The 25,170-nt window shown below is 40.8% G+C and carries 23 protein-coding genes and 1 pseudogene; all 24 read left to right on the top strand.

All coding sequences use genetic code 11. The features are described from left to right. Nucleotides 1–397 (top strand): SpaA isopeptide-forming pilin-related protein (locus tag AB5026_RS15450; protein WP_368213760.1); only part of this gene is annotated, 397 nt, incomplete at its 5' end. Between the two features lie 63 nt (nucleotides 398–460). Then, complete coding sequence (locus AB5026_RS15445) at nucleotides 461–931, top strand: helix-turn-helix domain-containing protein (RefSeq protein WP_110925748.1); 471 nt, start codon at nucleotides 461–463, stop codon at nucleotides 929–931. A 130-nt stretch (nucleotides 932–1,061) separates the two neighbouring features. Next, complete coding sequence (locus AB5026_RS15440) at nucleotides 1,062–1,163, top strand: putative holin-like toxin (RefSeq protein WP_015524590.1); 102 nt, start codon at nucleotides 1,062–1,064, stop codon at nucleotides 1,161–1,163. Nucleotides 1,164–1,687: 524 nt separating this feature from the next. Next, nucleotides 1,688–1,816 carry a hypothetical protein gene (locus tag AB5026_RS15435; protein ID WP_259893456.1) on the top strand — a complete coding sequence of 43 codons (129 nt, stop codon included), beginning with the start codon at nucleotides 1,688–1,690 and terminating at the stop codon, nucleotides 1,814–1,816. Between the two features lie 380 nt (nucleotides 1,817–2,196). After that, nucleotides 2,197–2,589, top strand: coding sequence for a TnpV protein (locus AB5026_RS15430; RefSeq protein WP_317258977.1), 393 nt, complete (start codon nucleotides 2,197–2,199; stop codon nucleotides 2,587–2,589). Continuing rightward, entirely contained in the window at nucleotides 2,517–7,418 is a 4,902-nt protein-coding gene (locus AB5026_RS15425; RefSeq protein WP_368213757.1) for an SNF2-related protein, read from the top strand. The genes AB5026_RS15430 and AB5026_RS15425 overlap by 73 nt, the downstream gene beginning before the upstream one ends. Before the next feature lie 173 nt (nucleotides 7,419–7,591). After that, the gene (locus tag AB5026_RS15420) at nucleotides 7,592–9,712 is read left to right on the top strand and encodes a recombinase family protein (RefSeq protein ID WP_368213756.1); all 2,121 of its coding nucleotides are present in this window, start codon (nucleotides 7,592–7,594) and stop codon (nucleotides 9,710–9,712) included. Continuing rightward, nucleotides 9,637–10,014: a TnpV protein gene (locus tag AB5026_RS15415; protein WP_278458803.1), complete on the top strand. Its 378-nt coding sequence runs from the start codon at nucleotides 9,637–9,639 to the stop codon at nucleotides 10,012–10,014. The genes AB5026_RS15420 and AB5026_RS15415 overlap by 76 nt, the downstream gene beginning before the upstream one ends. 254 nt (nucleotides 10,015–10,268) lie before the next feature. Further along, the gene (locus tag AB5026_RS15410) at nucleotides 10,269–10,598 is read left to right on the top strand and encodes a DUF6442 family protein (protein ID WP_015533645.1); all 330 of its coding nucleotides are present in this window, start codon (nucleotides 10,269–10,271) and stop codon (nucleotides 10,596–10,598) included. Further along, nucleotides 10,595–10,801: a helix-turn-helix transcriptional regulator gene (locus AB5026_RS15405; protein ID WP_015533646.1), complete on the top strand. Its 207-nt coding sequence runs from the start codon at nucleotides 10,595–10,597 to the stop codon at nucleotides 10,799–10,801. Before AB5026_RS15410 ends, AB5026_RS15405 begins: the two co-directional genes overlap by 4 nt. A gap of 9 nt (nucleotides 10,802–10,810) precedes the next feature. Further along, nucleotides 10,811–11,113 carry a hypothetical protein gene (locus AB5026_RS15400; protein ID WP_015533647.1) on the top strand — a complete coding sequence of 101 codons (303 nt, stop codon included), beginning with the start codon at nucleotides 10,811–10,813 and terminating at the stop codon, nucleotides 11,111–11,113. Between the two features lie 154 nt (nucleotides 11,114–11,267). Further along, nucleotides 11,268–11,678, top strand: a complete 411-nt coding sequence (locus AB5026_RS15395) for a helix-turn-helix domain-containing protein (protein WP_158365190.1) — start codon at nucleotides 11,268–11,270, stop codon at nucleotides 11,676–11,678. A 260-nt stretch (nucleotides 11,679–11,938) separates the two neighbouring features. Beyond that, the gene (locus tag AB5026_RS15390) at nucleotides 11,939–12,130 is read left to right on the top strand and encodes a hypothetical protein (protein ID WP_243264069.1); all 192 of its coding nucleotides are present in this window, start codon (nucleotides 11,939–11,941) and stop codon (nucleotides 12,128–12,130) included. Continuing rightward, nucleotides 12,111–13,130, top strand: coding sequence for an AAA family ATPase (locus AB5026_RS15385; RefSeq protein WP_243264070.1), 1,020 nt, complete (start codon nucleotides 12,111–12,113; stop codon nucleotides 13,128–13,130). Before AB5026_RS15390 ends, AB5026_RS15385 begins: the two co-directional genes overlap by 20 nt. 181 nt (nucleotides 13,131–13,311) lie before the next feature. Continuing rightward, a complete protein-coding gene (locus tag AB5026_RS15380; protein ID WP_368213754.1) occupies nucleotides 13,312–14,577 on the top strand; it encodes a plasmid recombination protein in 1,266 nt (421 codons plus the stop codon). Nucleotides 14,578–14,700: 123 nt separating this feature from the next. After that, the gene (locus tag AB5026_RS15375) at nucleotides 14,701–14,889 is read left to right on the top strand and encodes a transposon-encoded TnpW family protein (RefSeq protein ID WP_173757007.1); all 189 of its coding nucleotides are present in this window, start codon (nucleotides 14,701–14,703) and stop codon (nucleotides 14,887–14,889) included. Between the two features lie 115 nt (nucleotides 14,890–15,004). Further along, nucleotides 15,005–16,657 carry a helicase C-terminal domain-containing protein gene (locus AB5026_RS15370; protein WP_278635669.1) on the top strand — a complete coding sequence of 551 codons (1,653 nt, stop codon included), beginning with the start codon at nucleotides 15,005–15,007 and terminating at the stop codon, nucleotides 16,655–16,657. A 54-nt stretch (nucleotides 16,658–16,711) separates the two neighbouring features. After that, the gene (locus AB5026_RS15365) at nucleotides 16,712–20,566 is read left to right on the top strand and encodes a DUF3849 domain-containing protein (RefSeq protein WP_347039642.1); all 3,855 of its coding nucleotides are present in this window, start codon (nucleotides 16,712–16,714) and stop codon (nucleotides 20,564–20,566) included. Next, nucleotides 20,563–20,814, top strand: a complete 252-nt coding sequence (locus tag AB5026_RS15360) for a transposon-transfer assisting family protein (protein WP_117739739.1) — start codon at nucleotides 20,563–20,565, stop codon at nucleotides 20,812–20,814. Before AB5026_RS15365 ends, AB5026_RS15360 begins: the two co-directional genes overlap by 4 nt. Nucleotides 20,815–21,091: 277 nt before the next feature. Continuing rightward, entirely contained in the window at nucleotides 21,092–21,604 is a 513-nt protein-coding gene (locus AB5026_RS15355; RefSeq protein WP_021650349.1) for an RNA polymerase sigma factor, read from the top strand. After that, complete coding sequence (locus tag AB5026_RS15350) at nucleotides 21,601–22,365, top strand: hypothetical protein (RefSeq protein WP_118012907.1); 765 nt, start codon at nucleotides 21,601–21,603, stop codon at nucleotides 22,363–22,365. Before AB5026_RS15355 ends, AB5026_RS15350 begins: the two co-directional genes overlap by 4 nt. A 69-nt stretch (nucleotides 22,366–22,434) precedes the next feature. Continuing rightward, complete coding sequence (locus AB5026_RS15345) at nucleotides 22,435–23,322, top strand: ABC transporter ATP-binding protein (RefSeq protein WP_118012906.1); 888 nt, start codon at nucleotides 22,435–22,437, stop codon at nucleotides 23,320–23,322. After that, complete coding sequence (locus AB5026_RS15340; RefSeq protein WP_233435751.1) at nucleotides 23,309–24,538, top strand: ABC transporter permease subunit; 1,230 nt, start codon at nucleotides 23,309–23,311, stop codon at nucleotides 24,536–24,538. The genes AB5026_RS15345 and AB5026_RS15340 overlap by 14 nt, the downstream gene beginning before the upstream one ends. A gap of 77 nt (nucleotides 24,539–24,615) precedes the next feature. After that, nucleotides 24,616–25,001: pseudogene (locus AB5026_RS15335) on the top strand (winged helix-turn-helix domain-containing protein). Nucleotides 25,002–25,170: the final 169 nt, after the last annotated feature.

Raw genomic sequence — 25,170 nt, 5'->3', positions numbered from 1 at the left:
CGGCCATGCAGAATCAAAGAATTATCCGATTGCGACTTTTAAGAATGGGCAGTATAAAAAAGCAATCACATATATCCTGAAAGAAACAAAAACACTGGATGGCTATCAGCTTGATGAAACCGAGCATAAGATTCAGTTTGAATATGTCAATGACCGTACTCCTGTGATTGAATATACTCTAGATCTGACAAATAAGAAAGCTCCGGAAAAAGACACTCCGGAAACATCAGAAAACCAGGGAGTCAGCACTCCTGTTTCCCATGGTTCTGATGCGACTTCTGTATCCAATTCACCAAAAACAGGAGATAATACAAATATTGCTATTTTTGTGCTGGCGCTTGCAGTATCAGCAGGATGTCTGGGAACTGTAGTGACAGTTAAGAGAAAACGCAAATGATAATATAAATAGTGTTCTGGGGCTGTGGTTACTGCACAGCCCCATTTTGAAAAGGAGAAGAAATTGAAATTAGGAGCAAGAATAAGAAAAATCCGTATGTTTCGCAACATAACTCAAAAGGAATTGGGACGCAGGTTAGGATATGGGGAAAGTAGTGCGGATGTGAGAATCGCCCAATATGAAAGTGGACAGCGTACACCGAAGCAGGAAACGCTTATCCGGATAGCAGAAATATTGGAAGTTGATGTCCGGAATTTTTTAAGTCCTGGAATTGCGACAATGGACGAATTAATGGAAACTTTATTCTGGATGGATGAAGAAAATAGAGGGCTTTTTCATCTGTTCCTGCTAAATGATTCAGAAAGTGAAACAGTTGGAATCACAATAAGGGATAAAAAAACAATGTCTTATCTGCAGGAATGGATGGGGAAAAAGCAGAAACTGGGCGATGGAAGAATCACAGAAGAGGAATATCTGGAATGGAAACTGCATTGGCCAGAGGATAAGAGAAAAACAGAATATAAAACCGTATGAAGTAAAAAGGAATTGCTTTGCGGAGAGTTACCTGTTAGAATATTACTGGAGTAACCGTGTACAGGGTTGGTAAAAACCTCCTGGATTTTCAGATCCCGTTAAGGGATACAGAAGAAGGGAGGTGGAGCGAATGGATACATACGAAGTCTTGAGCTTATTGTTCTTAGGCGGTACGTTTCTGATTGCTTTGCTTGCCTATTTGGATAATAGGGACAACAAGCGAAAAAAATAGCCTACCCTGTCTGCCAACAGGATAGGCAGCTCTCTTTGAGAGCAAAATAAATTAAAACCTAATCCAGGAGCATCCACCTTGTGGGCGGTTACTCTTTTCAATTAGAATATAGCATTTTCTCTCCGAAAAGTAAAGTACATTTTATGCAGCCAATTCTAAAAAGAGTAGGCTGTTTTTTATTGACAGGAGGGAAGTTAAATGTCTAAACTACAGGACATCCGAAACTTGATACAGGAACATGCCGTATCAGTGAGCAGTTCGCCAGGGGATTGGATGGATTATATGGACACAGCATCAAGGTTATATCGGTATTCTTTTTCAGACCAGCTTCTGATCCATGCACAGCGTCCAGACGCAACAGCCTGTGCATCACTGGAACTATGGAATGAAAAGATGTTACGCTGGGTAAATCGTGGTGCAAGAGGAATTGCCCTGTTTGATGAAACCTGGCAGAACACCAAACTTCGTTATGTGTTTGATATTTCGGACACCCACATGGTAGCCGGAGGCAGAAGCCCGTATCTGTGGCAGATGCAGGAACACCAGAGAGAAGAGATCCTTACGCATCTGGAAGAGGTCTATGGTCTGGAAGAAAAGGATACGGCAACCTTGCAGGACGCATTGATGGCGGTCGCAAGGGAGATGGTCAGTGACAATCTGGAAGAATATCTGGATGGATTGGAATATGCAGTAGAAAATACTTATCTGGAAGATTTGGATGAGGTGACGATCCGCAGTGATTTCCGTCAGCTGGTAACAGACAGTGTTTACTATATGCTTTCCAGACGATGTGGGCTTGAGCCAATGGAACTTCTGGAAGAAGAGGATTTCATGCACATCACAGATTACAACCATCTGTCTGCCCTTACATTCCTTGGAAATGCAGTGAGTCAGCTCAGTGAGAGTATTCTGATCGATATTGGAAGAATTGTACATAAAATTTCTCTGGAAGAAGCGAGAAAAGAGGTTGAAATTTCAAAGGAAAGGAATTATAATAACTTTACCACGTTAATGCGTGAAACTAAAAACCGGGATGCAGAAACGAAAAAAGAAGAAAATATTGAAAATGAAGGAGGAACCGATTATGGAACTGACATATCATCGCAAGGGAGATTACCTGTTTCCGAATCTGACCGTCGAAGAGGAAGAAGTGACGATCGGGAAATACGGGATGCTGCGGAGGACATTTCTGAAGGAACACAAGAACAGCCTTTATCAGAGCCTGTTCCTGACCGGGAAGCTGAACAGCCATCTGGAACAGATCGAGAAAGCAGCACAGGAGAGAATGGACAGCCAGATGGAGAAATTACTGGAGAAGAATCCGGCACCGGACAAGGAAGCAGATCCGATGGCATGGACAGCACACATGAACGCACTGATGGCAACAGCGGAAGAGAGCATCTTGACGGAATTGGTATACAGTTAGTCGAAGATACAAGAGAAGATGGATTGAGTAAAGCAGAGGAAGAGATCGCCTCTGCTTTATCTTTGCCCGAATATCCAACCGCAAATGAACAAAGACGGCAGATCGAGGAAAGGGCAGCTGCCCTTTATGCCGGAGAAATCCCGATTCCAGAGGAAGTTGTTGATGAGATCTTACGGACAGGAGGAAACCGGAAAGCCAGCCAGCTCCGGATCATCTATAATTTCATGAGCGAACAGACACCGGAGGAATATACGGAGTTTGTAAAGCGTGAATACCGTAAAGGTGGAAAAGGCTTTCAGATTGATGGAAATGAATATTCAGTCTGGTTTGATGAAACTGGGATGCAGATCGCAGTGGGGCATACGGTTACAGACCATATCTTAGATAAGGCATTTTTATCATGGGAGGATGTCAGCGGACGTATCCATCAGCTTTTAGACCAGGGTGAATATGCACCACAGTCTGTATTGGATGCGGCAAGAAGTAATGAAGTAAAAGAACACGCCCAGGCTCTTGCCTATATGAAAGGGGATATGGCAGAAGGAGTAGCGGAGATTGTCTTTGACGAAGAGGACTTACCACATCTTCGCAGTATTTATCCAGAGATCACGGATTATTTAGAAGAAAAAATAGAAGATCCCCAGTGGCTTTCGGAACTGAATGAGAGACTGGATGCACTGGCAGAAGCCTATGAAATGGACAGCTCTCTTATGCGTTTCCATCACTATAATCCGATAAATATCTCAAAGCAGTTTCAGAAGTTTGCTGCGGAGGTCATCCCTTATCAGGCAAGAGATGGGTTTGCATGGAAAGAACATCAGATGTTCATTACCCAGGATGAGATAGATGCTTTTCTCGCAAGGGGTGGCCCTTATTCAAAAGATAGGCTCAAAACTTATTCTTTTTATTTGTTAAATGAAAATGAAAAATCCAGAACGGATTTTATTAAAGAAAAGTATGGAACCAATAAAAGGATTCATGCACTGCCTGATGTAGATGAGTTTTATGTAAATTATGATAGGAAAGGACTGCTTCTTGCAAGAGGTGATGATAATAGTCCATATACTTCAATTTCATTATCTTGGAAGAAAGTTGCCAATAGAATATCCTATCTGATAAAGAACGACCAGTTCCTGCAGGCAGAAGATTATGTCCATATGTCGGAGTATGAACGGGAACAGATGGCGAATAAGATACTTAGTTTTTATGCTCGTCTTCCGGAAGGAATAGACAGACCATTTACCAATGACTTTTTTGGGGATGTGTCGAGAGCAGAATTTATGGCAGTGTTGGAAGGAACAGAGCAGACAGAGGAACTGTTACAGAAGATGGATGCGGCATTGGCAGCTCTGCCATTGGATTTTGAAGCATATGGGACAAACTATCAGCAGAAAACAGAACTTCTTTCGGAACTTCATCAGTATGTAGAGGGGACTTACACAATATTCCCAACACCGGAAGCAGAACCATCCTTTGCGGGACCGTCTGGTCATCAGATGACCATGTTTGATTTCTTAGATACTAAGTCGGTAACAGAACCGACCGTAGTAGATATGTCAGATGTAGAGGAAATAGAAGAGGAAGAGGTTACTGCCAAAGAAGATATTCCGGAAAGTCAGGAACAGGAAAAAGCTGTGTTAGAACCACACAACTTCCGTATTCAGGATAATGACCTTGGGGCAGGCGGTCCGAAGGCAAAGTATAAGGCAAATATGGAAGCCATCCATTTGTTACAGACTTTAGAGAAAGAAGAACGTCTGGCAACACCCGAAGAACAGGAAATCTTATCCCGTTATGTTGGCTGGGGTGGTATCCCACAGGCATTTGAGGAAAATAACAGCAGCTGGGCGAATGAGTATCTGGAGTTAAAGAATACCTTATCACCAGAAGAATACAGTGCAGCAAGGGCATCGACCTTAAATGCTTTTTATACGTCCCCAACCGTGATCCGAAGTATGTATGAAGCACTGGAAAATATGGGACTGAAACAGGGAAATATTTTGGAACCGTCCTGTGGTGTCGGTAACTTTATGGGACTAATCCCTGAGAGTATGAGCAAAGCCAATATGTACGGTGTAGAACTTGACCCGGTTTCGGGCAGGATCGCAAAACAGCTTTACCAGAAAAACAAGATTGCCGTGCAGGGATTTGAGGAAACCAGTTATCCGGACAGCTTTTTTGACTGTGTGATAGGCAATGTTCCGTTTGGAGCGTATCAGGTCAGTGACCGCAGATATGACCGGCATCATTTTATGATCCATGATTATTTTATTGCAAAATCCCTTGATCTGGTCCGTCCGGGCGGCGTAGTTGCAGTGGTAACTTCCAGTGGAACGATGGATAAGCAGAACCCAGCAGTGAGACAGTATATCGCAAACCGGGCAGAACTGCTTGGAGCCATCCGATTACCGAATAATGCGTTCCAGAGAAATGCCAATACCAGCGTTGTTTCTGATATTTTGTTTTTCCAGAAAAGGGACAGGGCATCCATTGAGGAACCGGAATGGTTAAATCTAAAGGAAACACCGGAAGGCTATTCGGTCAATGCTTATTTTGCAGAGCATCCGGAAATGGTGCTTGGTGATTTTACTACAGAAAGTACCCAGTACGGAAAGCAGGAAGTGACTGTAAAACCAAAAGAAGGCATTACCTTAGAAGAACAATTAAAGGAAGCCGTCCAGAATATCCATGGCACGATCACGGAACTGGAACTTTCGGATACAGAGTTAGAAGAGGATGTTGTCTCTATCCCGGCAGACCCGGATGTAAAGAATTTCAGTTTTACCGTAGTGAATGAGGAAGTCTATTACCGGGAAAATTCTGTGATGAACCGCATGGAGCTTCCGGCAATGACAGCGGAACGTGTCAAAGGGATGGTGAAGATCCGTGATGTTACGAATGAACTGATCCGGTGTCAGATGGAAGAGGGAAGCGATGAGCAGATCACAAAGCTGCAGGAAAAACTCAATGAAGAATATGATATCTTTACAGCAAAATATGGTCTTATCAGCAGCAATGCCAATAAGAGGGCATTCAGTCAGGACAGCAGCTATTGTCTTTTGACTTCTCTGGAATTTCTGGATGATAAGGGAGAACTGAAACGGAAAGCGGATATTTTTACCAAAAGGACGATCCGCAGGGCAGAAACGGTAACTTCCGTGGATACTGCCAGTGAAGCACTTGCGGTTTGCATTGGTGAGAGGGCAGGCGTTGACCTTTCCTATATGGCACAGCTTTCAGGGAAAACAGAAGAGGAGCTTACAGAAGAACTGGCAGGGGTGATCTTTAAGAATCCGATCGGTGAAAAATGGGAGCCGTCGGACGAATATCTTTCTGGAAATGTGAGGGAGAAACTGCAGATCGCAAAACAGTTTGCAGAAGATCACCCGGAATATCAGGTGAACGTGCAGTATTTGGAGCAGGTACAGCCAAAAGATCTGGATGCATCAGAGATTGAGGCAAGACTTGGAGCAACCTGGATCTCTGAGGATTACATTACACGGTTTATGGCAGAGACATTCCATATACCAAGATATTATGTAGGGAGCAAGGTCAAAGTCCAGTATGCCGAAGTGACCGGACAATGGAATGTTATGGGAAAGAATGTGGACAGTTACGGAAATGCTCTTGTTACTTCCACATATGGAACGCAGAGAGCCAATGCCTACCGCCTTTTGGAAGATGCCTTAAACCTTAGAGATACCAAGATTTATGACACGGTACAGGATGCCGAGGGGGAACACCGGGAATTAAACCGGAAGGAAACGATGCTGGCACAGCAGAAGCAGGAGCTGATCAAGGAGGAATTTAAGGAGTGGATATTTAAAGACCTGCACCGACGGGAAGATCTCTGTAAGATCTATAATGAACGATTTAACAGCATCCGTCCACGGGAATATGATGGAAGCCATATTCAGTTTGTCGGCATGAACCCGGAGATCACCCTGATGCCGCACCAGAAAAATGCAGTGGCTCATGTGCTGTATGGAAATAATACGTTACTGGCTCATTGCGTAGGAGCAGGGAAGACGTTCCAGATGATCGCAGCCGGTATGGAATCAAAACGGCTGGGACTCTCACAGAAGAATCTTTATGTCGTTCCAAATCATCTGACCGAGCAGTGGGGCAGTGATTTCCTACGTCTCTATCCGGGAGCAAATATCCTGGTGGCAACGAAGAAGGACTTTGAGCCGGCAAACCGAAAACGTTTCTGTTCCCGTATTGCAACAGGGGATTATGATGCCGTGATCATTGGACATACGCAGTTTGAGAAAATCCCTCTTTCAAGGGAACGGCAGATTGCCATGCTGGAAGATCAGATCGCAGATATTACGTTCTCCATTGAAGAAGCGGCACATCAGGCAGGACAGAATTATACCATCAAGCAGTTGGAAAAAACAAAGAAGAGTCTGCAGGCGAGGATGAAGAAACTCAATGACCAGACCAGAAAGGATGATGTAGTAACCTTTGAGCAGTTAGGCGTAGACCGGCTGTTTGTGGATGAAAGCCATTCATTTAAAAATCTTTTCTTATATACAAAGATGAGAAATGTGGCGGGTATCTCACAGACGGATGCACAGAAAAGTTCGGATATGTTTATGAAATGCCGTTACATGGATGAACTGACAGGCGGCAGAGGTATCACCTTTGCTACAGGTACTCCTATATCGAACAGTATGACTGAGCTTTACACTATCATGCGTTATCTCCAGTATGACACACTCATGCGTATGGGTATGGGACACTTTGATTCCTGGGCGGCAACGTTCGGAGAGACAGTAACCGCAATCGAATTATCACCGGAGGGCTATACTTTAGTAGGACGATAAATAATGCGTTCCTAAATTGAAAATAGGTTATCAAAGTCGGTTTCAGAACTTCAAAAATTTTTTTGATTTTTTTGAAAAACAGTTCCGCTTTGTACCCCTATTTTCTCCTATTAGCAGAGGGAGTAATTCCTGTAATGCTAAATCAGATTACATAAAGAAAGGAGGATAAGAGAATGTCAAGGACTTCAAAGATTACAGCACTCTATGAGCGTTTATCAAGAGATGATGACCTCAATGGTGAGTCAAATTCAATAACCAACCAAAAGAAATACTTGGAAGATTATGCTCGCAGAAATGGGTTCACGAATATTCGCCATTTTACTGACGATGGTTTTTCGGGTGTGAATTTCAATCGCCCGAGTTTTCAGGAGTTGATTAAGGAAGTAGAAGCAGGAAATGTCGCAACGATTATTGTTAAGGATATGAGCCGATTAGGGCGAAACTATCTGCAAGTCGGTTTTTATACGGAAGTTCTGTTTCCGCAGAAAGATGTCCGTTTTCTTGCGATAAACAACAGTATTGACAGCAACAATGCTTCGGATAATGACTTTGCTCCGTTTTTGAATATAATGAACGAATGGTACGCAAAAGACACAAGCAATAAAATCAAGGCTGTGTTTGACGCCCGTATGAAAGACGGAAAGCGTTGTAGCGGTTCAATTCCCTATGGATATAACCGATTAGCAACCGACAAACAAACGCTTGTCGTTGACCCTGTGGCTTCTGCGGTGGTAAAGCGTATCTTTTTGCTTGCCAACGAGGGCAAAAGTCCGAGAGCAATCGCTGAATTGCTTACCGAAGAAAAGGTTTTAATTCCGGCTGCACACGCAAAGGAATATCACCCCGAACAGTATAACGGAACAAAGTTTTCAGACCCGTATCTTTGGGGAATGTCAACCATAAGAGCGATTTTAAGCAGACAGGAATATCTCGGTCATACTGTTTTGCGTAAATCGGTCAGCACCAATTTCAAACTGCACAAAAGAAAGAATACCGATGAAGATGAACAGTATGTATTTTATAATACGCACGAGCCTATCATCTCGCAGGAACTTTGGGACAGCGTTCAGAAGCGAAAGAAACGAGCGAACAGGACAGCGGCAAGAGGAACGCATAGCAACCGTTTAAGCGGTTATCTGTACTGTGCGGATTGTGGCAGAAGAATGACCCTGCAAACGCATTACAGTAAAAAAGACCGTTCGGTGCAGTATTCTTACCGTTGCGGCGGATATGCAAGCAAAGTAAACTCCTGCTCTGCCCATTCAATTAGTGCTGATAATGTTGAAGCCTTGATATTATCGGCTGTCAAACGATTATCAAGATTTGTTCTGAATGACGAAGAAGCCTTTGCAAAGGAACTTCAAGCACTTTGGAATGAAAAGCAGACAGAAAAGCCAAAGCACAATAAATCGGAATTGCACCGTTTTCAGAAGCGATACGATGAATTGTCTAAACTTATTCGTGGCTTGTATGAAAATCTTGTTTCGGGATTACTGCCCGAAAGACAGTATAAGCAACTGATGAAGCAGTACGATGACGAACAGGCTGAGCTGGAAACGAAGATTGAGGAAATGGAAAAGGAACTTACCGAAGAAAAAGTAAATGCTGTTGATATTAAGCATTTCATTTCTTTAATTCGCAAGTGCAAAGAGCCGACAGAAATTTCCGATTTGATGTTTGCTGAACTCATTGACAAGATTGTGGTTTATGAAGCAGAGGGTGTGGGAAAAGCAAGGACACAAAAGGTTGATATTTACTTCAACTATGTCGGGCAGGTCGATATTGCCTATACAGAAGAAGAACTTGCTGAAATAAAGGCACAGGAAGAACAGATTGAGATGGAACGCTTGGCAAAACAGCGTGAGCGTGAAAAAGCCTACCGAGAGAAGCGAAAGGCGAAAAAACTCGCTGAAAACGGTGGAGAAATCGTCAAGACAAAGATATGTCCTCACTGTCAAAAAGAGTTTGTGCCTACAAGTAACCGACAGATATTCTGTTCAAAAGATTGTTGCTATCAGGCAAGGCAGGACAAGACAAAAGCCGACAGAGAAGCTGAAAAAGGAAATCATTATTATCGTCAGCGTGTCTGTGCTGTGTGTGGCAGTACCTACTGGCCTACACACAGTCAGCAGAAATTCTGTTCCGAAGAATGTCAAAAGATAAACCATAACGAGAAGTCTTTGGAATTTTATCACAAGAAGCAGAAGGAGAAATCAGAATGCAAAGATTTATTACAGACGAAAGAACTGGTATCCAGTACGAACTCATCGGAGATTATTACTATCCCTGCTTGACGATAGAAAACGAAGAACCGCCTACGCTCACAAAATACGGAAGAATGAGGGAAAGATATTTGAGGGAGCATAGGAAAGTCTTATATTGCAATCTGCTTACAAGCGGAAAGTTATATGAACACCTTGCTGAAATTGATACTTCGGCGTGTAATATGGCGAAGTATCTGATAAAGGAAATGGCAAGAAAACAAGGTGTAACGGAACAACTGAAAGCAGAGGATATGATGAAATGGGTCGGATTGATGAATAATATCGGAGCCTGTGTAGACGAGATTGTATTGAACGATATTGTGTATTCCTAATAGCATACCAACCGAAAAGGAACTGCTGTCTTAACGGATGGCAGTTTTCTTTTTCGGCAAGTATTCAAGAAGTTATTAAGTCGTGAGTGTAATGGAAGTGGTAGAAAAGTATAACGCAAACAGGTATAAACCCCGTATCTGATATGCCATTCCCTTATATATGGTTGTAACTTTTGTATGAACGCTATTGACAAGAAAACTTGGTATGAGTATAATTAAGGTGTGCAAAGAAAACTTGGAACGGAGGTATTCTTATGAAAAAGGAAGAAATCTTAAACGCAAGTAGAAAAGAACATCAAAATAAAGACTTGGCTGAAATGGAAATGATATATCGAGCAGGAAGTCACGCAAGTAGAGTGGGGGCTTTGGTGTGTTGTCTGCTTTCTTTGCTATCTTCTATGCTTGCCCATACTATGATTTACAGTCCTTGGGTTATATATTTCAGTATTCTTGCGACACAATGGTTAGTTCGCTTTATCAAAATGAAACGAAGGAGTGATTTGCTATTGACCATTATGTTTTTCATTCTTTCCGTTTTGGCATTTGTTGGATTTGTTCGCCAAATTTTAGAGGTGAGCATATGAAAGAGCAATTACATTTGAAAAATCACTTAAAGGAAGTTCGTACAGCGGCAAATCTTTCTCAAACACAGCTTGCAGAAATGGTAGGAGTTTCAAGAAATACCATTAGTTCTATTGAAACTGGACAGTTCAACCCAACAGCAAAGTTGGCATTGATTTTATGTATTGCTTTAGACAAGAAATTTGAAGAACTGTTCTATTTTTAGGAGGTAATTATGGAGAACATTATGTTGTTGATTTTAGGAGTGTTCATATCTGTTATGGGAATTGTAAATATCAAAGGCAATATCAGTACAATTCATTCTTACAATAGGCGAAAAGTAAAAGAAGAAGATATACCAAAGTATGGAAAAGCCGTTGGAACAGGAACACTGATTATCGGAATATCTTTGGTGTTAGGTTTTATAGTTTCATTTTGGAGTGAAGAGATTATGGGATTTATTATTCTTCCAGCAGTTATTGTCGGATTAGGCTTTATGTTGTATGGACAAATTAAATACAATAAAGGGATTTTTTAAGCAAAGGAAACTTTGAATTTTCCGAATTTTTTAATACATTTTTGAACTGAAAAACTTGATTGAAACCGTTGGTTGACACATTTCCAAGCATAGGTGGTGGTAATGCAACTATAAAAAATGCTATGATTTTGTCAAAAGGAAAGGAGAACTGACAATGAATATAGCAGACAGAATACAATATTTACGAAAACAAAAAGGATATTCGCAGGAGGAACTTGCTGATAAGGTTGGTGTATCAAGACAGGCTGTATCAAAATGGGAAAGTGAACAAAGCACACCCGATTTAGAAAAAGTAATCGCTATGAGCGAACTTTTTGAAGTCACAACGGATTATATTCTTAAAGGAATAGAACCAGTATCAACAACGAATAGAAAGACTGTTAAGACGTTGTACTTAGGGTTTGTTTTAATATTTGCAACCATAGCAGGAATATGGTCTTTTGCTGCAAACCGATTTAATTATGATGAAATTATTATGATTATTTTAGCAGGCGGCGTAGTTGGTTTAGGAATGGCTCTAATTGTTCAGGTAATCGGCAGTATAGTTTCAAACAAGAAACAATAATAAAAGTGAAACTTTCAGTTTTACGCAGATAATCAACAATCTATTAGAACGCAGAAAACATCGTAGAAATACGGTGTTTTTTGTTGCCCCAAACCCTACAATTTCATACATAACCACAGGTTAGTACAAATACCTTGTGTGATTTTTAGAAAGGCTTAGAAAGGCAATTTTGCCCGATTTTCGCCCCGAAAAATGACAGGAACAGGGCAGCAAGTATCTTTCCTGTGTTTTTTTATTTTCAGACGGAAAGGTGGATTGATATGCCGAGAATGAGCAAGAAGCGGAAACAAGAGTGGGCATTGTTTCTGAATGAAAGAAATCGCATTACCTACAACGAACCTTGCAGAAAATGTAGTAATGATTGTAAGCAGAGTTTCCGCTGTATTGTGGTGCTTTGCCCTAAGTATTTATCGAAAAGGAGAACGAAGAAAGATGAAGCAGATGGAAAATGAAATGAATGTAAATGTACCTCTTGAAGTTATCAAGGCAAGTGAGATTGAACCGAAAGAAGTGAAATGGCTGTGGTATCCGTATATTCCGTTCGGCAAGGTTACGCTCTTGCAGGGCGATCCTGGCGATGGGAAAAGCAAGTTAATGCTTTCCATAGCCGCCCTGCTCTCAAAGGGAGAACCTCTCCCCTTTACCGAAGAAGAAACAGAGCCTATGACAGTCATCTATCAGACAACGGAAGATGATGCAGACGATACGGTAGTCCCCCGTTTTAACTCTGCCGGTGGGAACGGAGAAAATCTTATCTTCATCAAAGAAGATGAAAAATCTTTATCCTTTGGAGATAACCGTATTGCTGAAGCAATCGAAAAGTATCACGCAAAACTTTTAATTCTTGACCCGATGAGTTCCTATATCGGAGAGAGCTGTTCAATGAATAACGCCAACGAAACACGAGCAGAGTTTAATCATCTGATTGCGGTTGCGAAGAATACTGGCTGTGCCATTGTGATTATCGCTCATATGAACAAGATGAGAGATACCAACCCTCTTTATCGTACCAACGGTTCTATTGATATTGCGGGTGCTGCAAGAAGTATTCTTGCGATCACTCGCACACCGAACAAAGAAGCACCAGCAGAAAGATATATGGTGCAAGTGAAATCTAACCTTGCCCCGACAGGCTCGGCAATTCTTTTTGAGGTTGCCGAGAAAGGCGTGGACTTTATTTCTGAAATGGAAATGACAGCAGAAGAAGCGTTCCAGTCCCTTGCCCCTAAAATGGGCAGACCGAACGACAAGGAAATCAAGGCGAAAGAATTTCTTTTAGAAATGCTGAAAGACGGAGAAATGCTTTCTTCGGATTGCGAAGAAAGACTTGAAGCCGCAGGGTTCAAGAAATCGACCATCAAAAAGGCAAAGAAGAAAGCAGGAGTTATCTCCAAAAAGAAAGGCTTTCTGTGGTACTGGTCTTTGCCGATGGGCGATATACCGAGAGAATGAAAGCAGGCTGTCTGATGGTGGGACAGTCTGTTTTTATGATTGAGGTATCAAAAGGAGGTCAAGGGGGAACACCCTTGCCCACGACATCTTTGCAGACGAAGTCTGAAAGTGTCATAGTGGGTTACACACATTCAAAGAATGTTGTGTAATGGCTTCGCCCTGCCGAGAAAGGAGAACGAAAATGGCAAAAAACAACAAGGCGGATATGAGTTGTGCAAGGGTAAAACAGTATGCCGCTTCTGATGTGAGCAAGGCGGAAAGGCACAACGAACGCAAGAATGAAACCTATGAAAATATGAATGTGATTGCGGAACGAATACCTTTTAATGTGCATTTCAAAAAGCCGACTGCCCCGACCTATATGGAACAGTTAAAGCAGATGGAAACAGACGGTCAGGTGTCGCTTCGTGGGTTGAGGAAAGACGCAACGCTGTTTGATGAGATTGTGATTGATGTGAACACGATGTACTTCGAGCGTAATGGTGGTTATGAATACGCAAAACAGTTTTATGAAGAAGCCTACCATTTCATTGAAGAAAAATTCGGTGCTGACAATGTTATATCGGCAGTAATGCACGCTGATGAAATCAATGTGGCAGCAAGCGAGGAACTTGGAAAAGAGATTTACCATTATCATCTTCACGCTATGGTTCTGCCTGTGGTGGAGAAAGAAATCCTATGGAGCAAGCGTTGTAAAGACGAAAAGTTGCGAGGAACAGTTAAGGAAGTAGTCAATCAGATAAGCCATTCAAAGAAATGGAAATCGGATATTCCAATGACCGATGAAAAAGGAAATCCGTTGTTAAGGAAGAATGGTAAGCCGATGTTTCGTGCTTCGTACAGCATACTGCAAGATGAGCTGTTTAACTATATGACGGAACAAGGGTTCAAAGGCTTTCAGCGTGGCGAATACGGAAGTACAGCCGAGCATTTGACTTCCCTGCAATATCAAACCCAACAGGACAAAGAGCGATTGGAGAAGTTGCAGAAGCGTATTCAAAAGGAACAGGTTAAGTATGAGCCTGCCCGTCATATCTCCAAAACCTTAAACGAGATTGACAGTATGGGACAGAAAACAATCACAGGCAAAATGGCAATCTCCAAAGAAGATTATTCCCAACTGACTGCCCTTGCCAAAGAGGGTATTACCAGTCGTGGGGAAATTAAGAACTTGGAGCAGAGTGCAAGTTATTACCGACAGAAATATATGGACAGTGCAAACGCACTGGAAAGAATGAAAACCAAATACAACGAACTGAAAGAAAAGTGCAGACCTTTTCTTGAAGCGTTGGAGCATTTCCCCGAAGTTGCCAAACTTTTTACCGAGAAAGTGAAGCAACTTTTTTCTTTTAAGGAAGCACAGGAACGAGCCGAAAAAGAAGCAAGGGAAAAAGAAAGACAGGAGCGTATCAAGGCACGAAAGAGCAAGCGAGGTATGGAAAGATAACCTTTTCCATTATACTCACGACTTAATGACTTCTTGATATGTTCCGATGAAACAGGCTGTATTTGTGGGGTGTTCCAAACGGAATGCCCCACAATCAATTTATGAAAAGGAGAAAATGATTATATGAAAGAGAATACTTTATCTTATACAACACGAATAGGCAAAACAACTTTTATTGTAAATGTGAAGCAATCGGAAAGTGCGAAGAAGCCTTTGAATACGGTGTTTCAAGAGCTATGCAGACACGAGATGTTAGGAGATTTTTCAGCGGATAAATATTTGAATTTAGAAAACTTACAAAAATCATCTTGACAAACTCGTTCCCGAAGGAACGGGCTATCGTGCAAAAACACGGTTTGCCCGTTTTTTTAATCTTCCGGAGCTGATTTCCATTTTTAAGGAAGCTGCAGATATTCAGACTTCGGATATGCTGAACCTTCCAGTGCCGGAAGCAGAGTTTATCAATGAAGTCTTGAAGCCAAGTGAAGAACAGCAGGAAATGGTCAGTGCTTTTTCAGAGCGTGCCGAAAGTGTAAGAGGCGGTCTTGTGAATCCAACGGTGGACAACATGCTCAAGATCACCAACGATGGAAGAAAGTGTGCGTTAGACCAAAGGCTTTTGAATGAACTCCTTCCGGATGCCGAAAAAAGCAAGGTCAATACCTGTGTGGAAAATGCTTTCCAGGTATGGGAGGAAGGAAAAGCAGACCGGACAACCCAGCTGATCTTCTGTGACCTGTCCACACCAAAAGGAGACGGGACTTTCAACGTATATGATGATGTCCGGAACAAACTGACAGAAAAAGGAATCCCGAAAGAAGAGATTGCTTTTATCCATGAATACAACACGGAGGCAAAGAAAGCGGAACTGTTTGCAAAGGTACGGACCGGACAGGTGAGAATCCTCATGGGTTCCACTCCAAAACTCGGTGCTGGTACCAACGTACAGGACAGGCTCATTGCCCTCCATCACCTTGACTGTCCGTGGAAACCGTCTGATCTGGAACAGCAGGAAGGACGTATCTTAAGACAGGGAAACCAGAATGACAAAGTAAAGATATTCCGGTATGTGACGGAGAACACTTTTGATGCGTATATGTGGCAGATTTTGGAGAATAAGCAGAAGTTCATCAGCCAGATCATGACCAGTAAATCCCCGGTCAGAGCTTGTGAAGATGTGGATGATACGGCACTGTCCTATGCGGAAATCAAGGCACTTGCTACAGGCAATCCGTACATTAAGGAAAAAATGGATCTGGATGTGCAGGTGAGTAAGCTAAAACTCTTAAAGGCAAACCATACCAGTCAGATTTACCGTCTGGAATCCGATATTGCAAAGAATTTCCCGGTACAGATTAGTGCATTGAAAGAGCGGATTGCCGGGATGCAGATAGATTCCCAGGTAGTAAAAAGCGTGGATTTACAGGATAATGACACGTTTGCCATGACAGTAGGAAATGTCCTTTATGAAGATAAGAAAGAAGCAGGCGAGGCATTGATCGCTGCCTGTGCAGGACTAAAAACCGTTAGCACCGGCGGAAAGGTCGGGGAATATCATGGGTTCACATTATCTGCTTCCTACAATATGTTCTCCAATGCGTTTGAACTGACGGTCAAAGGAAAATGTTCTTATAAGCTGGAGATTGGAAAAGACCCGGTAGGAAATATGCAGCGTATACATAACACCCTTTCTTCCATTGACAGGAAGCTGACGGAAAGTGAGCAGAAGTTAGAAACCGTACAACAGCAGCTTGCTACTGCACAGGAAGAGGTAAAGAAGCCGTTCCCGAAAGAAACAGAACTGAATGAAAAGATGGAACGGTTATCCGAGTTAAATGCCCTGCTGAACATGGATGAAAAGGGCAATGAGACGATTATGGCAGATGAGGATATTGGCAGAGAAGGAAGTAGCACAGACAGCAGGGATGCTGTAGAAGAAAAAGAACTTCCGGAAACAGCAGACAGAATCCATAAGCCATCTATTCTGGAACGCTTAAAGCAGGAGAAGGCACAGCAGAATACAGCGGAACAGCCACCTGTACAGAAAGCTGCAAAGAAAAAACACGAACAGGAGTTATAAAAGATTTCCCGTCAGAGTTTTCTCTGGCGGGGACATAAAATGGAGGGTTTGTTTATGGCAAATAATATAGAAAAACAGTTAAAAGAAATATCGGAACGGCTAGAACAGGGAGTAAAGGAAATCTTTACTTCGGAGAGATATACCGAATATCTGAATACCATGTCAAAGTTCCACAATTACAGCTTTAATAACACGCTGCTGATCACCATGCAGAAACCGGAAGCAACACTGGTGGCAGGCTATCAGGCATGGCAGAAGAAATTTAACCGTCATGTAAAACGTGGAGAGAAAGGAATCCAGATCATCGCACCGGCACCGATACGGGAGAAACAGGAGATTGAAAAGATCGACCCGGTAACAAAAGAGCCTGTGATCGGGGATGATGGACAGCCGGAAACAGAGATTGTGGAGATGGTGATACCGAGATTCCGTGTAGCGACAGTGTTTGATGTCAGCCAGACAGAGGGGGAACCGATCGCAGAACTGGAGGTGCCGGAGCTTACCGGAAGTGTACAGTTTTATGATACGTTCATGCAGGCATTGCAGAATATTTCTCCGGTGCCGATCCGCATGATGAATGTGGAAGGGGAAGCAAAAGGCTATTATCACCAGACAGAAAAATATATTGCGATAAAGGAAGATATGAGTAATGTACAGACGATGAAAACCGGAGTCCATGAAGTGAGCCACGCATTGCTGCATGACCGGGAAGTAATGGATGCGGAAGGAGTCTTAAAAGACCAGACAACAAAGGAAGTGGAAGCAGAAAGTATTGCTTACATAGTCTGCAACCATTTTGGTCTGGATACTTCAGAATATTCGTTTACCTATATCGCCAGCTGGTGCGAGAGCAGGGATATGAAGGCGTTGAAAGCATCAATGGATACCATCCGAAAAACATCTGCAGAGATCATTGGGAACATTGAGGAGCAGATGCATGAGCTGGAAAGAGAAAATACCATGCAATATGAAGAAAAAGAAGCATCTGCCACCAGACAAGAAAAACTGGAACAGGACAGTGCGGAAATGATTGATGAAACTTTGCTTTTTCATGGAGAAAGCGGTCGTTTTGCAATCTATCAGATGGATACGGGCGGAGAGCATACTTATCAGTTTATGGGGTTTGAATCGGCTAAAAAATTAGGCTATACCATTGAGGGGAAAGACTACAGGATGGTGTATGCGGCTCCGTGGACACCAACGATTACATTAGAGGATATTTTTGAGAGATTTAATATCAACCGCCCGAACGATTTTCATGGACATTCCTTATCGGTAAGCGACGTCATAGTTATAAACCGGACGGCGGAGACAAAGGCTTATTATGTGGATTCTTTCGGCTTTGAGGAACTTCCGGACTTTGTACAGCAGAGAATGGAGATGCTGGAAAATAATCATACCAGAGCCTATCCCCCAGTCTATAAAGGAACACTTGCTCAGGCAATGGAAGAAAGGGATGTAGATGCCTATCTGGATTCCAGAAAGTTAAACATTGATTGTAAGAAAGCAATCGAGGAAGCGATCGCATTAAAATTTGACGGATTGCATTTAGAGGAAGATGCCGCAACGCAAGTGTTAGAGCAGTTTGGAGAAGAACGTATGACGTTTGTTATGGCAAATACGCTCCGGGAACTTTCTTATGACGGCAGATTTTCCAGGCAGAACAAAGACTGGGCAGAACATATCGAAATCCCGGAAAATATCAATCAGGGGAAGAATCTGAATCAGGATTATGTGATAGAAAGCCATCCAGCAGTGTTAGATGGTTTTATTGATATGGCAAGGGCAGAGATCCGGATGCAGAAGATTGAACAGGCGTTAGATGAAGCGGAAGTTACCATTACAGCAGATACCAGAGGATTTGAAGCAGATGGACATGCGGGAACCTGGCATACGGTGGATGAAAGAGAGTATGCAGGGGAGAAGTTTTTCTTCATGGAACATGATGAGTATGGTTCAGATGTGGCAGGGATTATCGTATCGGAACATGGTCAGCTTATTGCAGAAGATCTCTGGAATGGGTATGATGCAGGAGCATTGGAAGCTATTTCAGAATATCTGCAGGAGAAAGGGATTTCTGTAGAGGGACTTATGCCGGAACTGGAGCCGGATGAACTGGCATATAAGATTGACGATAGGTATTTTGCAATCCAGAGAACAGAGGAAGGCTATGATTATACCTTTTATGCTTTGGATTATGATGAGATCGACGGCGGTGCCTATGATAATCCTGATATTTCTATGCGTCAGGCAATGGAAGATATTCTTGAAGATGAGGATATGTCCCTGGAAAATGCCGTTCCCGTTGACTATGAGGATTTGATGGCAGAAGTGGAAGAAGCAGGCGAACGGCAGATGCAGCTGGCACAGTTATTAAAGAATTGTCCATCAAGTATTTTTGAGGATTATGACAGGGAAAGAGCAGTGGATACCTGTGAGGGAATTGTAATGCAGTTTACCAAGAGCAAAGGGTATCTGACCGTACAGGCAACGGAAGAAGGCTATTTTTATATTTTTTATGATTCTGACCTGCACGAAATCCATTCCAATGATTATGACGATCCCAAAGTATCTGTTCAGAAAGCTACTTATGAAATCTTAAAAAGTGAAAGAATGGATGATATGGAATGTGTCAAAGTGGACTATAAAGAATTTGAGGCAATGACCATCCAACATTCAAAGGATTTACTACAGGCAGGTGAGCTTCGTGCGACTTCTGAGATTGGAAGAGATGAAGCAGCATTAAATGGTCTTAGCAGGGCAGAAGTGGAACGGGGTGTCTTGTATCACGCACAGGGTATTCTGGAAGATATGGGATTAGAAAATGAAGTAGAGCTGCTTGCAGCAAGGGTGCATGGTTCCAGAAGCAGAGAGGAACTTTACAGAGATGATTCTGACCTTGATGTGGTGCTTTCTTATCGTGGCAATATCCGGGAGGACAGTTTCTTCAATGAATTAAATGCTCATGGTATAGCAATGGCAGGTATTAAGGTGGACATCAATCCTATCGCAGAAGAAAGAATCACTCTGGCAGAATATATGAAAGAGTCAGAAGCCTATCTTGATCAGAAGGAAATCGAAAAGCTGGCGGTGGATTTAGATAATTTCAGCTATGAATATGACACTTACGAGTATAAAGATATCGTTGAGAACAGGGAAGAACAGGTGAAGAAAATCACAGAGGACATTCTGAATAAGAAAACAGGGTGTTTAAAGGACTGGCTGGTTGAAGTATCTGAAGAATCCGATATAGACAGCGATGTTATAACTGCCCGTTCTTTACTTTCCCGTTTGGAGGACGCAGAGAGATTTTCTATCTTTGACAAACAGCCAGAGCAGGAACAGCCAGAAGCCACGATCAGTTTTTATGTCGCAGAGTGCATGGAGTTTCCGGTCATGGGAGAGTACCATAATAACCTCACTTTAGAAGAAGCCATTAAAATATATGAGAGTATCCCAGCAGAGAGACTGCATGGGATTAAAGGAATCGGATTTGATCTGCAAGATGGTGATGAAGATTATTCCGGGGAATATCGACTCATGAGTGGAGACAGGATAGACAGGGATCTGATTGATATGATTCCACATTATAAGGAAAGCCCATTGGTACAGAAAGCAATCAATGACATGGAAAAGTATCTGAATGAGAAACATGGAAAAGTGCAGGAGGCAGAACAGACCGTGGAAGTGAAACAGAAAGTTTCAGAAACACCATTCAAGAAAGAATCCGTATCAGTAGAACCGAACCGGGAACAAAACAAAGAGCCTGCAAAGGGTGGAAAAGGGGAACTGAAAAAATCCGTGCTGCAGTCGTTAAAAGAGTTCCAGGCAAGAGCAAAAGCACAGGAGCAGAAAGAAATGGCAACTGAAAAATCCAAAGCACATAAGAAGGGGAATGTAGAATTATGATGAATCTGGCAATGAACTTTGATACAGATGAATGCTTAGTGACCGCAATGTTTGATAAAGGCAACCGAAATGATACGATGGAAGCTATCGACAATATCATTCCATTTCTGAAGGGGGATGCGGATATGATCGGGCTGGTCTGCAATACCATAAGAAAGCTGTTCTGCATGAGTGATGAAGGCTATGAGATTTTTCTTATGGATCTGGAAGATTATAAAGTGGATTTGGAAGATAATTATAAAAAATAGAGAATATTTTGTGTGAATTAGTGTTAGATAGAATTTATTTAAATTGGAGAAAGTAGCCAATCCGATTAAGAAACTGGCACATATTATTAATATCATAAATTTTATTATTGACTTTTAAATTTCACAATGCATCATAGTAAAATAAAGCGAGTATGTAAAAGAGCAGTGTAATTAATGATGTAATAAAAAGCAAGAAAAATATTTTTGACTATCTTTTTGTACAATTTATTCGTTATATATAATAGAAAGTGCTTTCAGTAGAAAAAGGAGGAAAGAAGTGGATGCAGATTTTCTTTTGATTCACAAAATGAAAAATGGTGATGAAGAAGCTATAGAGGTATTCGTAAAAAAATACTATTCAACTATACGGAATTATTGTCGATTACATACATACACAGACTGTGATGCAGAAGATATTACTCAAGCAACATTTGAACACTTTTTTCGATCATTTAGGTCGTATCATCATTTGGGAAAGACTGCTAATTATTTGTATGTGATTGCTCGAAATTTATGTCGGGATAGTTATAAGAAAAAAAGAGATATTGTGATGGAAGCGTTACCAGATAAGGGGGAAAATCCAATTGCTGTAATTGAGAATAAAATAGATATAGAAGAATCAATAAAAAAACTTCCAGAAGATTTGCAGGAAGTAGTTATTCTACATTATTTTCAGGATTTGAAATTAAAAGAAGTAGCAGATATTATTGGCATAGGACTTCCTCTTGTAAAATATAGGATAGGAAAAGCAAAAGAATTGTTGAGTGTTTATCTGGGGGATAAGAAATGATGATGACAGTTGATGAAAAATTGCATGCGTATGCAAAAAATCAGAAGGATAGAAATATAGATGAGAAAAAATTACAACAGACCATTATAAAATCGAAAGAAGCATATTGGGATGGAGAAATCGAAAGAAATATGTCATGGTTAGAATTTTTATATCAGCAAGCTTCGTATATACAGAAGCACTGGTGGTTTGCTCAAGGGGCAGTATTACTAATCCTTTGGATGACAATGTTCTTATCAGACAGTAGTATTTATACAAGGCGCTGCATGGGGATTTTGGCACCGAGTTTTGTAATATTGATACTTCCGGAACTCTGGAAAAATAGAAGCAATGGGGCTATGGAAGTAGAAGGTGCAACATTTTTTTCCATAAAGAATATATATGCCGCACGAATGCTACTCTTCGGCATGGTAGATGTTTGCCTATTGAGTGTGTTTTTGATAACCAGCACTTTTGTGTTACAGATTGCATTTATGGATATCTTAATACAATTTATTTTGCCAATGAATGTGACATGCTGCATATGTTTTCGATTACTTTGCAGTAAAGGAGATGATTATGTATCTTCCACATTATTTTCCTGTCTGATTTGGATCGCTGTTTGGACGCTTGTAGTTCTCAAAGATAGTATTTATGAGCATATATCTACATCAATATGGTGTGGAATGATGATATTATCTGTTTTATGTTTGTGTTACAGTATTTGGCGAGTATGGAAATGCAGTGAAAGATATTACGAGAGTAATGGGGCAAGTGTATAAGACTATTATGGTGTCAATTACGAGAAATCACACAACGGTCGTAATCAGAGAAATGTGAGGAATTTGATTATGGAATTAGAATTGAAAAAATTAACAAAAGAATTTCAGGGATTTAAAGCAGTTGATGATATCACGCTGACGATGAGTAATGGAGTTTATGGGCTTCTTGGTGTCAACGGTGCTGGAAAAACAACGCTGATGAGAATGCTCTGCACACTTATTAAACCTACTTCGGGAAGCATATTATGTGATGGAAAAGATATTTTTGCATTGGATGGCGAATATAGGAGAATTCTTGGTTATTTACCTCAAGAATTTGGATTTTATCCGGAGTTTTCGGTTCATGATTATTTAATGTATATTGCGTCAATTAAAGGAATGCGAACAAGTATTGCACGAAAGCGTGTAACAGAACTTCTGCGGCAGGTTGGGTTGGCTAAAATGCAGAATAGAAAAATGAAAAAATTGTCTGGAGGAATGAAACGCCGTGCAGGGATTGCCCAAGCTATGCTAAATAACCCAAAGATTTTGATCCTCGATGAGCCTACTGCAGGTCTGGATCCGAATGAAAGGATACGTTTTCGAAATCTGATCAGTGAATTGTCACAGGATCGTCTCGTGCTATTATCAACACATATTGTGTCGGATATTGAATACATTGCCAACCAGGTGTTATTGATGAAAGATGGAAAGATTAGCCATTCAGGAACACAAGAAGAGATTATTCAGTCAGTACCAGTAAAAGTATGGAGTTGTGTAGTTGCAAATAATGAAGTTGAAATGTGGCAAAAACAGTTTAAAGTCTCAAATATGAAAACACTTTCGGATGGAATAGAATTACGCATTTTGTCTGAAAAATCTCCACACTATAATGCGAAAGAGGAAACGATGACTTTGGAGGACATATTCTTATATTATTTCGGAGAGAAAACAGGTGATGATTATGACGTATTATGAAATAAAAAAAGTTTTTTCAAAAAAAGGAAGTAAGGTTGCGCTGATATTTATTTTTATTGTAATTTCAGTAGTCTTGTCTTTTATCATCGGGGATAATAAATATGTGAATCGTAATGGTGATGCGGAAAGTGGAATATCGGCTATGTTAAAGGTTCGTGAGTTGAAAAAAGAATGGTCAGGAGAACTGACAGAGGATGTGCTTAGAAAAATTATTGAAGAAAATGTCAGGATTTCACAGACACCGGAAGCTAAGTCGAATGATTTTAGACAGAATGATATAGCATATAGTCAAAGACAGGGTTTCATGGATATAAGGGATTTACTAAATTGTGATTATGGAGAGTTTAACGATTATAATTATTATCTGGCAGATTCTCTTTCTCCTGATGAAGCAGTAGATTTTTATTCTAATCGTATCAAAAATTTGAAAAATTGGTTAGAAACTGATGGAAAGGATCAGTTTTCTGAAAAGGAAAAAAGTTATTTAATAAGAGCGTATGAAAAAATGAAAACCCCTTTATATTATAATTATCAAGCGGGATGGAAAAACTTATTTCAATATTCACCCTCAATAATTATGATTTTGACATTGGTATTAGGTTTCCTTTGTGCAGGTATTTTTTCAGGTGAATTTCAGCTGAAAGCGAATGCAGTTTTTTATTCTTCTTATTATGGCAGAAATAAGGCTGTATGGGCAAAAGTGAAAGCAGGAGCAATCATAATAACGGCTATTTACTGGGCGGTTATGTTGTTATACACTATGCTTGTTTTGGGAATTCTTGGTGTAGACGGAGCAAATTGTCCCATACAGTCTAGTATGAGTGGGTGGAAGAGTATTTATAATATCACGAATGCTCAGGAATATATTTTGATAGTTCTGGGTGGATATCTGGGATGTTTATTTATGCAATCTCTAACTATGTTGGTTTCTGCGAAGACAAACTCATCAGTAATAGCGGTAATCGTGCCTTTTATTTTGATTTTTCTTCCATCATTTTTATCAGGAACAAGTCTACCATTATTAAATAAAATTTTGGGACTTCTTCCAGATCAAATGCTTCAAATGAATCAGGTAGTTAAATTTTTTAACTTGTATGAAATCGGAGGAAAAGTGTTTTGCGCAGTTCCTATTTTAATAATATCGTACTCCATTCTGCTATTATTGATTGTTCCAGTTATTTATTTTATATATCGCAGAAAAGAAGTTTATAATTAGATGAAGAAACATCTGTTAGAGGGAGTGAAAACATAGGAAAAATATTATTATTATCGTTTAAAGATAGTGAAGAAGAAATGATAGAGTCTGTTCTTGCTGCTTTGAAAACCGGACGAAATATATATTGTGATGAAAAAATATAAATCCATTGAAAATACATTATGGAGATATTGTTATTTTATTAGCCACAAGAGAATTATTCCGAAAGCAGAAAAAAATAGATCTGTCTTTTACAGAGTTTGAAATTTTGCATTTATTAATGCGAAGTCCTGGAAGAGTGTTTAGTAAAGAACAAATATATGATATAATCTGGAATGAACCCTATTCGGGTGATTACAATGTTGTTATGCGACATATCTGCAACATTAGAGAAAAGATAGAAGATGATCCTAGACATCCGGTATATATACAAACGGTGCGCGGTGTAGGATATCGGTTTAACGGAAATTTAGGCAGCGAGTGAAATCGCTGCCTATTATTATGGTTTTACAAAGAAGGAAGTTTGTTATGAGAAGATCTTTGTATTTCAGGAGCATCCTGTTTGAGATATTTGGAGAGTGTGTGAAACTTTTTCTGTAAATAGCTAATAACAGCAAGGTCTTCTATGGTAAAATATAAATCATAGGAGGCCT

The sequence above is a fragment of the Blautia sp. RTP21359st1_E11_RTP21359_211015 genome, from assembly GCF_040910705.1.
Taxonomy (GTDB): domain Bacteria; phylum Bacillota; class Clostridia; order Lachnospirales; family Lachnospiraceae; genus Blautia_A; species Blautia_A fusiformis.
Note: the sequence above shows the minus strand (reverse complement) of the source record. Positions and strands in the feature narration are given on the sequence as shown.

Excerpts from the sequence above, each read along its gene's own strand:
- AB5026_RS15440 (WP_015524590.1), top strand. The coding sequence starts at position 1,062 with ATGGATACATACGAAGTCTTGAGCTTATTGTTCTTAGGCGGTACGTTT.
- AB5026_RS15430 (WP_317258977.1), top strand. The coding sequence starts at position 2,197 with ATGCAGAAACGAAAAAAGAAGAAAATATTGAAAATGAAGGAGGAACCG.
- AB5026_RS15425 (WP_368213757.1), top strand. The coding sequence starts at position 2,517 with ATGGACAGCACACATGAACGCACTGATGGCAACAGCGGAAGAGAGCAT.
- AB5026_RS15420 (WP_368213756.1), top strand. The coding sequence starts at position 7,592 with ATGTCAAGGACTTCAAAGATTACAGCACTCTATGAGCGTTTATCAAGA.
- AB5026_RS15415 (WP_278458803.1), top strand. The coding sequence starts at position 9,637 with ATGCAAAGATTTATTACAGACGAAAGAACTGGTATCCAGTACGAACTC.
- AB5026_RS15410 (WP_015533645.1), top strand. The coding sequence starts at position 10,269 with ATGAAAAAGGAAGAAATCTTAAACGCAAGTAGAAAAGAACATCAAAAT.
- AB5026_RS15405 (WP_015533646.1), top strand. The coding sequence starts at position 10,595 with ATGAAAGAGCAATTACATTTGAAAAATCACTTAAAGGAAGTTCGTACA.
- AB5026_RS15400 (WP_015533647.1), top strand. The coding sequence starts at position 10,811 with ATGGAGAACATTATGTTGTTGATTTTAGGAGTGTTCATATCTGTTATG.
- AB5026_RS15395 (WP_158365190.1), top strand. The coding sequence starts at position 11,268 with ATGAATATAGCAGACAGAATACAATATTTACGAAAACAAAAAGGATAT.
- AB5026_RS15390 (WP_243264069.1), top strand. The coding sequence starts at position 11,939 with ATGCCGAGAATGAGCAAGAAGCGGAAACAAGAGTGGGCATTGTTTCTG.
- AB5026_RS15385 (WP_243264070.1), top strand. The coding sequence starts at position 12,111 with ATGAAGCAGATGGAAAATGAAATGAATGTAAATGTACCTCTTGAAGTT.
- AB5026_RS15380 (WP_368213754.1), top strand. The coding sequence starts at position 13,312 with ATGGCAAAAAACAACAAGGCGGATATGAGTTGTGCAAGGGTAAAACAG.
- AB5026_RS15375 (WP_173757007.1), top strand. The coding sequence starts at position 14,701 with ATGAAAGAGAATACTTTATCTTATACAACACGAATAGGCAAAACAACT.
- AB5026_RS15370 (WP_278635669.1), top strand. The coding sequence starts at position 15,005 with ATGCTGAACCTTCCAGTGCCGGAAGCAGAGTTTATCAATGAAGTCTTG.
- AB5026_RS15365 (WP_347039642.1), top strand. The coding sequence starts at position 16,712 with ATGGCAAATAATATAGAAAAACAGTTAAAAGAAATATCGGAACGGCTA.
- AB5026_RS15360 (WP_117739739.1), top strand. The coding sequence starts at position 20,563 with ATGATGAATCTGGCAATGAACTTTGATACAGATGAATGCTTAGTGACC.
- AB5026_RS15350 (WP_118012907.1), top strand. The coding sequence starts at position 21,601 with ATGATGATGACAGTTGATGAAAAATTGCATGCGTATGCAAAAAATCAG.
- AB5026_RS15345 (WP_118012906.1), top strand. The coding sequence starts at position 22,435 with ATGGAATTAGAATTGAAAAAATTAACAAAAGAATTTCAGGGATTTAAA.
- AB5026_RS15340 (WP_233435751.1), top strand. The coding sequence starts at position 23,309 with ATGACGTATTATGAAATAAAAAAAGTTTTTTCAAAAAAAGGAAGTAAG.